This window comes from Desulfitobacterium sp. (assembly GCF_982384815.1).
The window spans coordinates 1-13696 of sequence record NZ_CEVWNY010000081.1; the positions used below are offsets into that span (position 1 = coordinate 1).

Annotated in this window: 10 protein-coding genes and 2 pseudogenes; all 12 read right to left on the minus strand. The window is 46.7% G+C overall.

Features of this window, described 5'->3' with window-relative positions:
• Positions 1–977, minus strand: a pseudogene (locus AC1U9U_RS11645) (IS1634 family transposase); the annotation flags it as partial.
• Between the two features lie 218 nt (positions 978–1195).
• The gene (locus AC1U9U_RS11650; protein ID WP_479960733.1) at positions 1196–1561 is read right to left on the minus strand and encodes a toxin-antitoxin system HicB family antitoxin; all 366 of its coding nucleotides are present in this window, start codon (positions 1559–1561) and stop codon (positions 1196–1198) included.
• Positions 1561–1812 carry a type II toxin-antitoxin system HicA family toxin gene (locus tag AC1U9U_RS11655; RefSeq protein ID WP_479960734.1) on the minus strand — a complete coding sequence of 84 codons (252 nt, stop codon included), beginning with the start codon at positions 1810–1812 and terminating at the stop codon, positions 1561–1563. Before AC1U9U_RS11655 ends, AC1U9U_RS11650 begins: the two co-directional genes overlap by 1 nt.
• Positions 1813–1945: 133 nt before the next feature.
• Positions 1946–2371, minus strand: coding sequence for a GNAT family N-acetyltransferase (locus AC1U9U_RS11660; RefSeq protein ID WP_479960735.1), 426 nt, complete (start codon positions 2369–2371; stop codon positions 1946–1948).
• A 175-nt stretch (positions 2372–2546) separates the two neighbouring features.
• Positions 2547–3101, minus strand: a complete 555-nt coding sequence (locus AC1U9U_RS11665) for a YkgJ family cysteine cluster protein (protein WP_479960736.1) — start codon at positions 3099–3101, stop codon at positions 2547–2549.
• A gap of 240 nt (positions 3102–3341) precedes the next feature.
• Positions 3342–4229, minus strand: a complete 888-nt coding sequence (locus AC1U9U_RS11670; RefSeq protein ID WP_479960737.1) for an SPL family radical SAM protein — start codon at positions 4227–4229, stop codon at positions 3342–3344.
• Positions 4230–4739: 510 nt separating this feature from the next.
• Positions 4740–5510: a type II toxin-antitoxin system prevent-host-death family antitoxin gene (locus AC1U9U_RS11675; protein ID WP_479960738.1), complete on the minus strand. Its 771-nt coding sequence runs from the start codon at positions 5508–5510 to the stop codon at positions 4740–4742.
• A gap of 89 nt (positions 5511–5599) precedes the next feature.
• Entirely contained in the window at positions 5600–8041 is a 2442-nt protein-coding gene (gene ligD / locus AC1U9U_RS11680) for a DNA ligase D (protein WP_479960739.1), read from the minus strand.
• Between the two features lie 119 nt (positions 8042–8160).
• A complete protein-coding gene (locus tag AC1U9U_RS11685) occupies positions 8161–8865 on the minus strand; it encodes a response regulator (RefSeq protein WP_479960740.1) in 705 nt (234 codons plus the stop codon).
• A 2-nt stretch (positions 8866–8867) separates the two neighbouring features.
• Complete coding sequence (locus tag AC1U9U_RS11690) at positions 8868–11561, minus strand: DUF4118 domain-containing protein (RefSeq protein ID WP_479960741.1); 2694 nt, start codon at positions 11559–11561, stop codon at positions 8868–8870.
• Positions 11562–11614: 53 nt separating this feature from the next.
• Positions 11615–12175, minus strand: a complete 561-nt coding sequence (kdpC, locus tag AC1U9U_RS11695; protein ID WP_479960742.1) for a K(+)-transporting ATPase subunit C — start codon at positions 12173–12175, stop codon at positions 11615–11617.
• Positions 12176–12186: 11 nt separating this feature from the next.
• A pseudogene (kdpB, locus tag AC1U9U_RS11700) lies at positions 12187–13696 on the minus strand (potassium-transporting ATPase subunit KdpB); the annotation flags it as partial.

Genomic DNA, 13696 nt, shown 5'->3' on the forward strand with positions numbered 1-13696 from the left:
TTCACTATTCCCGATTAAATCCTTAATGCTCCCATGCTCCAGCTTGCTTCCAAGTTTAACCTCAATTTGTTCGCGGACTAGCTGATCACGTTTAGCTTCCTCTTCGTTTAAGCACACAATATAACGTTTCTCTTGATGGACTACTTCTTTAACCTTTAGATTATCCTTCACGAAGGTATAAGGTTCCGGAGATGCTGCAAGCTCCGGACCAGCCTTTATATTGCGCATGCGAACCCCTAGAATATATTGGAGTTTCAATTCTTCAAGGAGTTCCAAAGTTCTTTTTCCCATCATGCCTCGATCTCCAACAACGATGACTCGCTGGATATTAAAGCGTTTTTTTAAATCACTACCAGCTTCAATAAAGGCATCAGTATCCGGCGTGTTTCCTGGGAACACATGATGAGCTATTGGAATCCCGTCTCTGGACATTAGAATACCAATCATAACCTGAAGGCGGTCGGGACGATGATCCTTGGAATGACCATGTTCCAAGAGGTCAAAGGCTCCGGCATCTCCCTCGACATACGTGGAGGTGGTATCGAAGAACACCAAATCCAGCTGCTGTGTGAACAGGTTGGTATGGTGGAAGAATAACTGCTCTTCAATGGTATCTTTGTTTTCATCGAGGAAGTCAATGGCTTTATAGAAGTGGTGAAGCTTTAAGCTTTCGAATTCAGGGCGATAGACGGAATTTTTCCAATCACTAACACCCAATTTGCTGGTAGGCTTAGTCAAACGGTTTAGAACCATACAAAAAATAGTTTCATGAACATCATGCTCAATTCTCTTTCGCTAAAGAGCCCAGCAATGATTTCATGAATACCAAGGTTTTCCAAGAGCCGACGAAAAACCATAGAGGGACCATACTCTTTACTCCAGTCAGCAAAGAGATCTTCCGCAGCGTCAACCACTGCGAGCTTATCTGAGAACTTCGCTAGAGAGCGAATAAGGTCGTCAAGTTTCCCATTTTGGAGATAGTACAACTACGGGAATGATATTATTATTTTGTTTAAATTCAACAGAGAAATCCTCCACCAACTATTTCCTCCATGCAATTCTCTTTAATTATTAGACGCTGGAAATGTCATATAACGTCCCGAGTATTCCCGACGTTACCGTCCCACAAGGGTTGGCGCGGCATATTCCCCGATGTCGCAAACCCTCTGTTATCTATTATATGAAGTCGGCTATCTTATAATCTGTACCCAATTCCCTTAGATAATTGATGAATTATCAACTGATTCAAACTTACGTTTTCATCTTTAGCCATTTGTGAAAGAGTACGATGTAATGATTTAGGCATCCTAACTCTCAATTGCCCCGAAAATTCGTCAGTTGTGGGTTCAGGAATTACTCTGCCTAATTCCAAGCTGGCCTCAATCCATTCCCTTTTTGCACTGCCCAGATTCTCAACTGCTTCTTCTAATGATTCACCGTCTGACATACAACCAGGAAGTAAAGGTATTTCAGCAAACCACCCGCCACCTTCTTCTTGAGAAAGCTTCTTAAGTTTAATTTCATATTCAAAGTTGAGGTAATACTCCAAATCTTTACCCATCATTCTTCGCCCCTATCTAATCGTTGAATCGCACTAATCGCTTTCTTTACATAAACTGCCTTAATGGGTCTATTCTTCGGTATAGTCAAAATATCGGGTAGTGATTTATGAAAATATGTGTAATGGCTCGATCCACCTTTAGGATTTCTGCACTCAAATCCATAGTATTTCAAAACTTTGTCTATATCTTCAAATTTAACATCTTTTGGGTTATTGACTATATCCGCAAATAGCTTGTCTAGTTTAGTCATTATATCTCCCCTCTATTTATATGATACCATATATGGAACCATGTATACATACGATAATTTTTTCGACCCTTAAATGGTCCTTCATTTTTGCAAAGCTACGGAAATTCTGTGTTAGCTGAAGTGGCCGTTTTCCTTACTCTAATGTCATATTTATCACTACTTCACCTGTTTCCGACTGAACTTCCTCACTTAAATATGTAAATCCGTTTTTCTTATAGAATCTTCTCGCATCAATATTCTTACTGTAAACACCAACGTTTAAATGCTCCTTTTCTCGTCTTGCCTGTTCGATTAATTTAGTGCCGACTCCTTTTCCTTGCTCTTTTGGTGTAACAAATAACGCTCCAATATAATTACCAAGTAGTGATATAAAGCCAATCAAATTACCGTTTTCCTCGGCAACCCATGTCTCCGCAATTGGTAAATATTTATTCCTTAATTCATCCTTATGTGATTCCCACATTTCCTTGGGAATAAAGGAGTGCGCGACTACACTTATGTTATACCAGATCTCAATTATTTCTTCAGTATCGGGATGCTCGAATTTCCTAATTATCATTTTTGTCCTCCTTATGAGACCTATTTAAATGCTCATGCAAGCCATTTCAGCTAACGTTCTGGGCATTCCCGATGCGTCCTAACCACATTCATCATCCTCTAAGTGTCGGGAATGCCGTGTTAGGTGAAGCCTTATCCCAGTTTTTTTCAGGGCCCTACAATTCAAATCCGTTCCTTTAATTAGTTAATAAATCATAACTTTTTATCAAAAATTCCATAGCTGTAGTGTTAGATTCTTTACATATTTTTTGATATGTCATATCCTTCAATGCTAAATAATCTCCATTTAAATAGGGTCTCGTCATTCCTAAAGAGTTAATTGCTAATTCTACGAATACTCTACTTTTATAATGACTAATTGATTCTGCACCTATAATATCTTGTTCCATAGAATTTATTTTTTTACAATCTTCCGAAATCATATGATAGTAGATTTTGTTTTTGCGTAAACTTGCCAAGTAGGGTGTTAGCCTACACGTGAGCGGTCTGACATCATGAATTATACAAGACAACCCTGTTCTAAATGGACATTTTACTCCATTATCGACATTTTCTTTTAATGTTCTTCTTACATGTGCGGGTAATTCTTTTATATAGTCTGTAATAATAAATTTTTCTGAGGTAAATATTATAGTGTCTGAATTCTTACAAAATTGACCGTCATTTTTACAGGGTTTGCACCTCATCCAATAGCTATCTTTAATTATTAATTTCTCATAGTATTTATCCAATTTGCTGTATAATTTAAAAATAGACTTTTTGTCGACGCTAATTGTAATATACGTGAGGGAATGCCCCAAAATTAGTTTTTAATCCCACGGTATTTCTGGATTCCCATACGCCGGGCAATTTCTGAGGTCTTGTAAGTATTGATCTAAATTATATCCTCCCCTCCTATTACACCATAATATCACTGCTTAAAAGTCTGGTGTATTAGTGGAGGGTTTTGATTGTAAACCATTTAGAAGGGCTTACTCAAACAGCGAAAGTTGTTCCACCCGGCAAGACCCTTTGTAACCCGCTATGATATCCGACATCTTGTAAAGAATCCCGTATTGGTCGCACTTATCCTGAAACAAACTCCACAATTCCCTGGCCTTAAGAGAACGGCATTCATAAGCGTTCCCGTAGCTTTCTATGTACTTTTCTTTAAGGGATGGAAATAACTCATCCAGCTTTTTATAATACCATGCCCTTTGATTCTGTCTTAAGGTTACCCCGAAGGCAGGATAGATAAATTTTGCCCCTTTTTGATGAGCAAGTTCAATAATCCGGCTGATATTTTCCTCTGTATCCTCAATAAACGGCAGTACAGGCATTAATAATATACCGGCAAAAATTCCTTCCTGAGTCAGTTTTTCGATTGCTTCAAGCCGCTGGGATGAAAGGGCCACATGCGGTTCGATTTTACTGCACAGCAAATCATCGGCAGTGGTAACCGTTATCTTTACCAGCACCGGTGAATGCTTGCCGATCTCCTTAAGAAGTTCTCTATCCCGGACAATCAGATCGCTTTTTGTAGCAATCGCCACACCAAATCCATACCGGTTGATCAGCTCCAAAGCACCTCTTGTCAGCTCATACTTTTTTTCAAGTGGATTGTAGGGATCACTCATGGCTCCTGTGCCGACAACGCCCTTTTTGCGTTTTGACTTGAGCTCCCGCTCGATTAAGGCAAGGGCGTTTTCCTTAGCCCTTACCTCATCGAAATGATCCACTCTGTAACATTCGCTCCGGCTATCACAGTAAATGCAGCCAGGACAACAGCCTTTGTAGATATTCATATTATAATTGCAACCAAACCAAGGGTTATTTTCTGCATACCCGGATAGAATCGTTTTGGCAGGAATGAATTCCATCTTAGTCTCCTTTAGGAATCTAACGCTTTTTGATCCTAAAATATTCGAGCTTACTTATATTTTCCAACATCATTACAGCTTTTTTACCTATAGGGGACAATAATTTAGGGGTTAATTGTAATTTACCCTTTAGAAATGATGAAGGATATAAAGCAGACTATCGGCAAGTTAAGTTGAACAGCATTTTATGTATAAAGTTTTAATCGAGATGTACGGATGGACGGCGAAAAAATAAACTTGGAATTCTATAGTAAAAATTATGATGAACTGAAGAGCTTTAAATTAGAAGAAGAACAAGAAAGGTTTACGGCTTATCCAGAAGAGATAGTCAAAACACTGATAACGGTGAACGCCATTTTACGTTGATAGTATACAATAAGCATGTGGTGGGTTACTTCGTATTGCACGAGAACCGCGGACCAGTAGAAATTGGAAGCCACAATAAGGCATTACTTATCCGAGCCCTGGCAATCGATAAAAACGAACAATCACACTGAAATAATTCATCCATTAAGGAAAAACCACACTTCCCGCAATCTCTAAATCAGGAAATTCATACGACCGCACGGTGTCCTGTTTACTATAGATCATGAAATGGTCGATATCGAGATCTTTAAATCCATAAACCAGTATTATCTCCTGATCAGGATCAACAATCCAGAACTCCCTGACCCCAGAAATCATAAAGGTATTCAGCTTATCCACCATATCTTTGGTCCGAGTGCTTGGGGATAAAATCTCCACAACCAGGACCGGTGTCCCCATGTACCGCCCTTTTTCATTGATGGTTTCGGCCGTGTCACAGGCCACGATCAGATCGGGCTGCATCACATCGGGATCTTTGAAGCCTTCTTTCCGAAAGTGGACATCGAAGGGGGCAAAAAAAACCTTACACCCTTTTCCTTTAAGGTACTCCTTGAACCCGATAAATAAGTTTCCTAAAATTTCCTGATGGAGAGCACTTGGTGAGCTTAACAACACAATTTCGCCATTGATGAATTCCATGGGCAAATCGCTTTTTTCGTAGATTTCTATGAATTCCTCATAAGAGACTTTTTTACCACCGTATTGATAGTCCAGAGCCCTCTCCTTCATGAGAAAATAACGGTCACTGTCCGTAATATAGGAAGTGAGCCTTGCCGCTTTCTTTCCGTTTTTGGTGATTACCACTTCATTATCGTTAATCACATAATCCAAATAGGCGCCGAGATTGTTTTTTAGATCCGTAGCAGTAATCGTATTGTGCAATTTAATGTTGTTTTCGTCTTTTAAACCGTCCATAAAATCCATCGCCTCCGTACGATAATTATATAATATCGCACGATAATCAGCAACTAATTTTCCCCTTGATTTAGCATCGCCTTAATGACTCACCTAAGCCGCTGCTGATTCCGGAAAAAATCCCGCCAAGGATCATTCCCCTCGATTCTCCGCAGGGCCTCCGCCATGTCAATGCCATCAGGGGCCACCGTGTCCAGTTCATCCCAGGTGATAGGCATAGATACTCTAGCCCCAATTCTTGCTCTCAGGGAATAAGGGGCAATGCTGGTGGCCCCTCTGCCGTTGCGAATCCAGTCGATAAAGATCTTGTCGGTGCGCTTGGCCTTTCTCACATTGCTCGTGTAACGGTCCGGCCACTTTTGCTCCATCACTTCGGCAACGCGCCTGGCAAAATCATGAAATACCTCCCAGGAAACGGCGGGTTTTAAGGGTACGACCACATGGTATCCTTTGCCCCCGCTGGTCTTGAGATAGGAATTCAGGGAGAGTTCGGCCAGAATACCTTTCATATCCCGCACACCCTGGCGCACCCTGCTTAGAGCCATTCCCTCATCGGGATCCAGATCAAAGACCATCAGATCAGGCTTTTCCAGCTCATGGACACGGCTCCCCCAGATGTGAAATTCCAGGGTGCCCATCTGCGCCTCGGCGATCAGCCCGGATATGTTCTCAATATAGAAGTACTCTTCTGTTTCCCCGTCACTAGAGGGAACAGGAATTGTGACGACTCCTTTGCTGCCCGGACCGGGATGCTTCTTATAAAAGCAGGTCTGGGCTATCCCTTTAGGACAACGGACAATGCTGAGAACCCGGTGGCTTACATAGGGCAGCATGCGCTCTGCTACCTTTTCGTAATACCGGACCACATCCACCTTGGTGATTTCCGGATCGGTAAAGATCACCTTGCCCGGATTGCTGATCTTGATTCCTTCGATGATAATACTGTTGGTCTTTGCTTCCACTACTCTCGCCGTCTCCTTTACCGTTGACTGAAGCCGGGATTCTGCATCTGCTTTTTCCCTTTGTATTTCCCGGGGATGCTTATCCATCCGCAGGCCTTTGAAGCTTGCCTGCCTTAACCGATCCTCTTGGGTCCATTCCGCAAATTGGATTTCCGCCACCAGCTTAGGCTCCAGCCAAGTGATCTTTTCATTGGACCTGGGCTTGGGCGCCGGCTTGAAGGGCGCCTCCCTGCTCTTGATGCTCTTAAACTTTTCCTCAAGCTCTTTCATGTCGGCTTCGCTTAAGCCGGTACCGGCACGTCCGGCATAGATGAATTCCTCCCCTTCATAGACCCCCAGGAGCAGGGAGCTTACCCCGCTCAATTTTTTATCAGTCAGGGTATAGCCGCCGATGACAAATTCCTGCCGTTTCGCGCATTTAAGTTTGAGCCAGTCACCGTTTCTTGCTCCGATGTAGAGGGAATCGGCTTTTTTCCCGATGATCCCTTCCATCCCACCCTCACAGGCCGCCAGGTAACTTTCTTTTCCCTTTCCTCTTACATGCCTGCTGTAGTGGAGGTTTGGGGGAGCATCCTCCATCAACCCCGCCAGGGCCTCCTTCCTGTCGATCAGGGGATGTCCCCGGAGGTCCGCCCCATCCAGGGCCAGGAGATCAAAGAGGATATAGGTCAGATTTTTGGCCCGGGGGTTTTTGAGATAGTTCTGCAGGGCCTGAAAATCCGTTTTGCCCTCTGGATCGGTGACGACCATTTCCCCGTCCAGAATCAGCGCCCTTCCCCTCGCCCAATCCAGGAGGGAAGAGGCCACCTCCCGGAACCGCTCCGTATAATCATGACCGTTCCTGGTGATCAGCCGGACGCTGTTTCCTTCAAGATAGGCCATTATTCGGTAGCCGTCGTATTTCAACTCATAAAGCCAATTTTTTCCCTCAGGAAGGGTATGGACTAATTTGGCCAGCTGCACCCCGGTACTGCTGAAGGGGTTCCGGGTGAATTTTTCGTCCTCTCCTGCTTCAATTTCCGCCATAGTGCGTCCGGTCCTGATGCTGGTGGTAAATTCGGCAATCCCGTCGGTAGTTTGAACATACTCATCTTTTTCTTTTAGGAAAAGCCAGTTATCCCGCTTCTCCCCGGCTTTCCCTTTCATCCGCACCAGGGCCCACCTTCCTCTGAGCCTTCTTCCTTTCAGCACAAACTTCAGCACTCCTTCACGGAGTCCCTTATCCACATCCCCATAAGGTTCCCAGGAGCCTTCATCCCAGAGCATGACCACTCCGCCCCCATATTCCCCTTTGGGAATGGTCCCTTCAAAATTCCTGTATTCCAAAGGATGATCCTCCACCTGTACCGCCAACCTTTTGTCCCGGGTATCGTAGGAAGGCCCCTTAGGCACGGCCCAGCTCAAGAGAGCTCCCTCCCATTCCAGACGGAGATCGTAATGATCTCTGCGGGCCAGATGGTGCTGCACCACAAACCTTAGGTCCTCCTGGGAGATTTCCGTTATCCCCTCCGGCTCCGAGGTTCTGGCAAAATTCCTTTTTTGGTTGTAACGCTTAAGTTTTGCAGTCATATTATCACGCCGGTTCCTTCTCTTTTTTAGCTATTGTTTCCCACTGGATTATAAGTATCCGGAGATTTGTGCATTCCCGTCAGTCAGATATCCCTCGTAAGGTGCAGCAGCTTTAATTTTCAGCGTGGTTCTTCCACCATCCGATAACCAACACCGATTTCTGTAAGAATGTATTTTGGTGTCCCCGGATTCGCCTCTATCTTTCTTCGGATGTTGGCCATGTTGACGCGCAGGGTGTGGCTGTCGTTTCCATACAGCCCCCATATCTCTCTCAGGATATAATCGTGCGTAAGCACCTTTCCGGCGTTTTGGGAAAGCAGTACCAGGATTTTGTACTCAACAGGCGTTAGATGGATTTTTTCTCCTGAAAGGGATACTATCCGCTTGCCGCAATCGATTTCAAGCTCACCAATGGTTATCTTCCCGCCACCAAGGGCTTCCCCCCCTATGGCCCGGGGACTGTGCCGGATTGCCGTCCGTATCCGGGCAAGCAATTCAGAGGTGCCAAAAGGTTTCACGATATAATCATCCGCCCCAAAATCAAGAGCCGCTACCTTTTCACGTTCATGACCGCGCGCCGAAACCACAACGATAGGCGTTTTTGACCATTGGCGTATTTGCTTTAAGACCTCCATGCCGTCAATGTCCGGCAGGCCCAAGTCCAGCAGGATAACGTCCGGGGCGTGGGATGCGAACATGGAAAACCCTTCTTTTCCCGTTTTTGCCTGAATAACCTGATAATCATTCGACGTGAGAACTGCCGAAATAAAATTGCTGATGGCCGCTTCATCTTCCATAATCAAAATCAACGGCTTTATGTCCATAATTATTCACTTCCTTTCAGCGGTAAAATGAAGCGAAATTTGGCTCCCCCTTCTTTCCTGTTTTCCGCTTCCAATTTGCCGTTATGGGCTTTGACAATTGTTTTGCAGATTGACAGCCCGATTCCCATTCCTCTGGAGGAATCAGGACTCTTATTGGCAATGGGCTTATAGCCTGGAAGCAGGTAGGGGAAATCCTCCTCTGAAATTCCTTTTCCCCGATCCAGCACTTCAAATCGGGCCCAATCTCCGTTCTTTTCTAAACGGACTTCAATGGGAGAACCGCTGGGAGAGTACTTGACGGCATTTTCAAGAAGGTTGATCAGCACCTGCGCAATTAAGGTTCCGTCCATGGGAACCTCCAAAAACTCGTTCGGCACATGAACGAAGATCTCACGCTGGGGAAATCTTTGCTTGATGCGGCCGACGGCTTCTCCCACCACTTCTTCCGCAGCTTCCGGGCTTTTCATGAGATTTGATGCACTTTCATTGATCCGTGTCACAGAGAGCAGGTTTTCCACCATGCGTATGAGCCATTGGGATTCCTCCTGAATATTGGCGACCAGTTTATCCCGTGTGTCTTCGTCGAGGCTTTTGCCATTTTCCCGAATGGCGGAGCTGGCTCCTAAGATGCCGGAAAGAGGGGTACGCAGGTCATGGGATATTGCCCGTAAAAGGGTACTCCTCATTTTTTCCTTTTCCGATTCCACCATAATATCCCGTTGTTCATCGGACAGATGCTGACGCTCCAAGGCCATTGCTACCTGTGAAGCGATCATGTGCAGAAACTGGCGTGTATTATGGTCTAGTTTTCCTTTGGCACAGGATATCCCCCAAACGGCAAGAACTTTTCCCAGGGATATAACCGGCATATAGAATGCCGCTGCCCCCATCAGTGTGTCGGTTCCCGCTCCGGCGCGCTTTTGATTGAGGAATACCCAATGGGCTACTGCCTTTTCAGCGGCGGAATTGAGAACGGAGCCATCCACATCCCCCGCCGCCTGCATTACCCTCCCGTCCGCTTTCTGCTCAGGGTCGGCGGTGAAAAAAACGACGGAGCGGCCAAACAGATTGACAATATAGTCGTTCGTAAGGGCTATGATATTCTCAAGACCCCTTGCCGCAAGCAGTTTTTTATTAATTTCATACAGAACTTCGGTACGGTGCTCCCTTTGTGCCGCGAGCTTTGCCTCTGTCTTGATGCGGACGGTCAGGGTACTTGTAATCGAGGCCACCAGCAGCATGATGAGAAAGGTAATGGGATAACCGGGCTGTATGGCATTAAACGTAAAATAAGGCTCCGTAAAGAAAAAATTAAAGGTCATGACACTGATTACGGAAGCAATAATGCCATATAGATATCCTTCGGTGACCCGTGAAATGACCAGAACGGAGAGAATATAAGCCATGATAATATTCTGATCTCCGATGTCAAGCCTGCGTAGGCCAAAGGAAAGTATTGTGGCAGCAACCAAAAGAAAAAGCGTTTTGGCGGCGTCCGTCCAGGAAAAGCTGAAATTTTGATTCCGGCCCGTTTTGCGGGGTTTTTTATAATTTCGTTTCGTGGTGCTGCCGGGTATGATGTGTACCTCTATACTGGGTAAAAGCGAGATCAGCTTATCCTCAAAATCCATTTCAAACAGATTTTTAAGCCTTTTTATAGTTCTGCTTTTACCCACAACAATATTCGTTATGCCGGAAAGCTTCGCGTATTCCGCCACCTTGACGGCAATGTCGTGCCCGGTGAGGGTGGTAATTTCCGCGCCGAGTTTTTCAGCCAAATCCATATTGGCGCGGATCGTCTTCTGCTGCTCCTTGGTGAGATGTTCGCTTTCAATACTTTCGACATATAGAGCAATCCAGTGTGCGTGGAAGGCTTCCGCCGCCCGCGCCGTCCACCGGATGCATTTTGCGGATGAGGGAGAAGGCCCAATACAGACGAGCAGCTTGGTATTTGCCCTTTTTTCTGATAAGCGCCGCTCGTTTTGATTCTCATAGCTGATTTTATCCGCTGTACAGCGCAGAGCAATTTCGCGCAGCAGCCGTAGATTCTCATGTGTAAAAAAATTGCGCACGGCTGTTTCCGCACGCTCAGGCCGGTATATTTTCCCGGCCTCGAAGCGGCGCAGCAGTTCATCCGGCACGATATCGATCAGCTTGATTTTATCGGCGCGGTCAAAGACATAATCAGGCACGGTTTCCTGCACCTTGATCTTTGTAATATTCTCAATCACGTCGTTCAGGCTTTCCATATGCTGAACATTGACGGTCGTATATACATCGATCCCGGCATTGAGCAATTCCTCGATATCCTGATACCGTTTTTTGTTGCGCCCGCTTTCTGCGTTTGTATGAGCCAGTTCGTCCACAAGAATCAGCTCCGGCTTGCGCCGGAGCGCTTCATCCAGATCGAATTCCCTGAGTTCAATGTTCCTGTACAAGATCGTTTTGGGCGGCAGCACCGGCAAGCCCTGCAGAAGCTGCATGGTTTCCGGACGGGTATGGGGTTCGATATACCCGACCAAAACATCAACGCCGCTTTTGTACTGCTCCTGGGCGTCATCCAGCATGGCATAGGTTTTTCCAACGCCTGCGGCATACCCGAAAAATATTTTTAACCGGCCTAAATGTCTGTCCTGACCGGCTTGAATATCCTCTAAAATAGCCCTGGGATCGGGCCGTTGATCCAATTGAGCCATTTATTATCCACCACCCTTATAGCTCAGCATACCACGCGCACCGTTATAGTCAATTACAGCAAAGCGTCCAATGCCAAATTGACCTTTAGAACATTGACAGCCGGTTCTCCCCAGAAGCCAAGGAAGCGTCCCGCAGTGTATTTTTCTATGACTGTCCTTACTGAGTCCTCGCTCATATCTCTTTCCTTTGCGATACGGGTAACTTGATACTCAGCCGCTGCCGGTGAAATATGGGGGTCCACACCGCTGCCGGAAGCGGTAACCAAATCCATTGGGATAGCCGCTGTGTTGTCCGGGTCAAAGGAATGCCACCGGTCGATACGCTCCTGCACGAGCTTTTTTTGTTCCTCACTTACAGGGGAGAGGTTGGTCGCGCCTGCCGGCCTGCCGATCAGGTACTCGGGGCTTGCAAATTCCTGGGCGATCCATTCCGATCCATAGTCTTTTTGGGTACCGTCCTTTAAGGTAAGGGTTATTACGCTGCCGTTGGCCTGATTCGGGAAAAAGAGCTGGGCAATGCCTGTAACCGCCGCCGTATAAAATACGCCGCAAAGAAGGGTCATCACACCAAAGCATATCATAGCGGGCCTAAGCCGTTTTATGGTTTTAATCATCTTCATCCACCTCACACAAGGCCGCAAGCGGTCAGAAGTATATCGAGCAGTTTGATGGCAGTAAATGGTGCGGCAATCCCGCCCAGGCCGTAAATCAGCATATTTCGTTTCAGCAGCTTCCCGGCGGGCAGTTCGCGGTATTTCACGCCTTTGAGTGCCAGCGGAATAAGGGCGATAATAATCAGCGCGTTATAAATAATCGCTGAGAGCATGGCGCTTGTGGAGCTGGTCAGTCCCATGAAATTCAGGGCGGTAAGCTGCGGGTAAATCCCAAGGAACAGTACCGGGATGATGGCAAAATATTTGGCCACATCATTGGCCACGCTGAAGGTGGTCAACGAACCCCTTGTCATCAGGAGCTGCTTGCCGATGCGTACGATGTCGATGAGCTTGGTGGGACTGGAATCCAGATCCACCATGTTGCCCGCTTCTTTCGCCGCCTGGGTGCCCGTGTTCATGGCGACGGCCACATCCGCCTGCGCCAGCGCCGGAGCATCGTTGGTGCCGTCGCCCGTCATGGCAACCAAATGTCCTTTATCCTGATAATCGCGAATGAGCGTCAGTTTGGCTTCCGGGGTAGCCTCCGCCAAAAAATCGTCTACACCCGCTTCCGCGGCGATAGCCGCTGCCGTCATCGGATTATCGCCGGTAATCATAATGGTCTTGATGCCCATCCTTCGCAAATCTTCAAAGCGTTCCTTCACGCCGTTTTTTACAATGTCCTTCAAGTAGACAACGCCCAGCACCTGATTGTTTTTTGCCACCACAAGGGGAGTTCCCCCTTCTCCGGCGACGCGCTTTACAATTTGCCCGCATTCCTCCGGGTATTCTCCGCCTTTTCCCAACACATACGCTTTTACGGCGTCGGCGGCGCCCTTTCGGATTATATTGCCCTGGTAATCGATGCCGCTCATTCTCGTTTTAGCTGTGAATTCCACAAAGGTTGCGTTGAGCCTGGAAAGCTCTCTGCCCGTATTCCGAACTTCTCCTTTGCCAAAACTACAATACTTCTTCCTTCGGCGGTTTCATCGGCAAGGGAAGAAAGTTGAGCGGCATCCGCCAGTTCCTGTTCCGTCACACCGCCGACCGGTAAAAATTCGCTGGCCTGGCGGTTTCCCAGGGTAATGGTTCCGGTCTTGTCCAGCAGGAGTACATCCACGTCCCCCGCCGCCTCGATGGCGCGCCCGCTCATCGCCAGCACATTAGCCTGATTTAAGCGGCTCATGCCCGCAATGCCGATGGAGGAAAGCAAGGCCCCGATAGTCGTGGGGGCGAGGCATACCAGCAGGGCAATGGCATTGGTCATGGAAATGGCCGAGCCCGCTCCCGCCCGGCTGCTTGCAAAAGCGGAGAAGGGGAGCAGGGTCGCCGAGACCACAAGGAAGATGATGGTAAGCGTCACCAGCAGGATTTGCAGGGCGATCTCATTAGGGGTCTTTTTTCTGGACGCGCCTTCCACCATGGCAATCATTTTATCGAGAAAGCTTTCTCCGGCTTCCGCCGTCACTTCAATAATCAGCC

Bases quoted from the DNA above. Each gene is read 5' to 3' on its own strand.
- AC1U9U_RS11650 (WP_479960733.1), bottom strand. From the start codon at position 1,561: ATGGGTAAAGATTTGGAGTATTACCTCAACTTTGAATATGAAATTAAA.
- AC1U9U_RS11675 (WP_479960738.1), bottom strand. From the start codon at position 5,510: ATGGACGGTTTAAAAGACGAAAACAACATTAAATTGCACAATACGATT.
- AC1U9U_RS11655 (WP_479960734.1), bottom strand. From the start codon at position 1,812: ATGACTAAACTAGACAAGCTATTTGCGGATATAGTCAATAACCCAAAA.
- AC1U9U_RS11690 (WP_479960741.1), bottom strand. From the start codon at position 11,561: ATGGCTCAATTGGATCAACGGCCCGATCCCAGGGCTATTTTAGAGGAT.
- AC1U9U_RS11670 (WP_479960737.1), bottom strand. From the start codon at position 4,229: ATGGAATTCATTCCTGCCAAAACGATTCTATCCGGGTATGCAGAAAAT.
- kdpC (WP_479960742.1), bottom strand. From the start codon at position 12,175: ATGATTAAAACCATAAAACGGCTTAGGCCCGCTATGATATGCTTTGGT.
- AC1U9U_RS11685 (WP_479960740.1), bottom strand. From the start codon at position 8,865: ATGGACATAAAGCCGTTGATTTTGATTATGGAAGATGAAGCGGCCATC.
- ligD (WP_479960739.1), bottom strand. From the start codon at position 8,041: ATGACTGCAAAACTTAAGCGTTACAACCAAAAAAGGAATTTTGCCAGA.
- AC1U9U_RS11660 (WP_479960735.1), bottom strand. From the start codon at position 2,371: ATGATAATTAGGAAATTCGAGCATCCCGATACTGAAGAAATAATTGAG.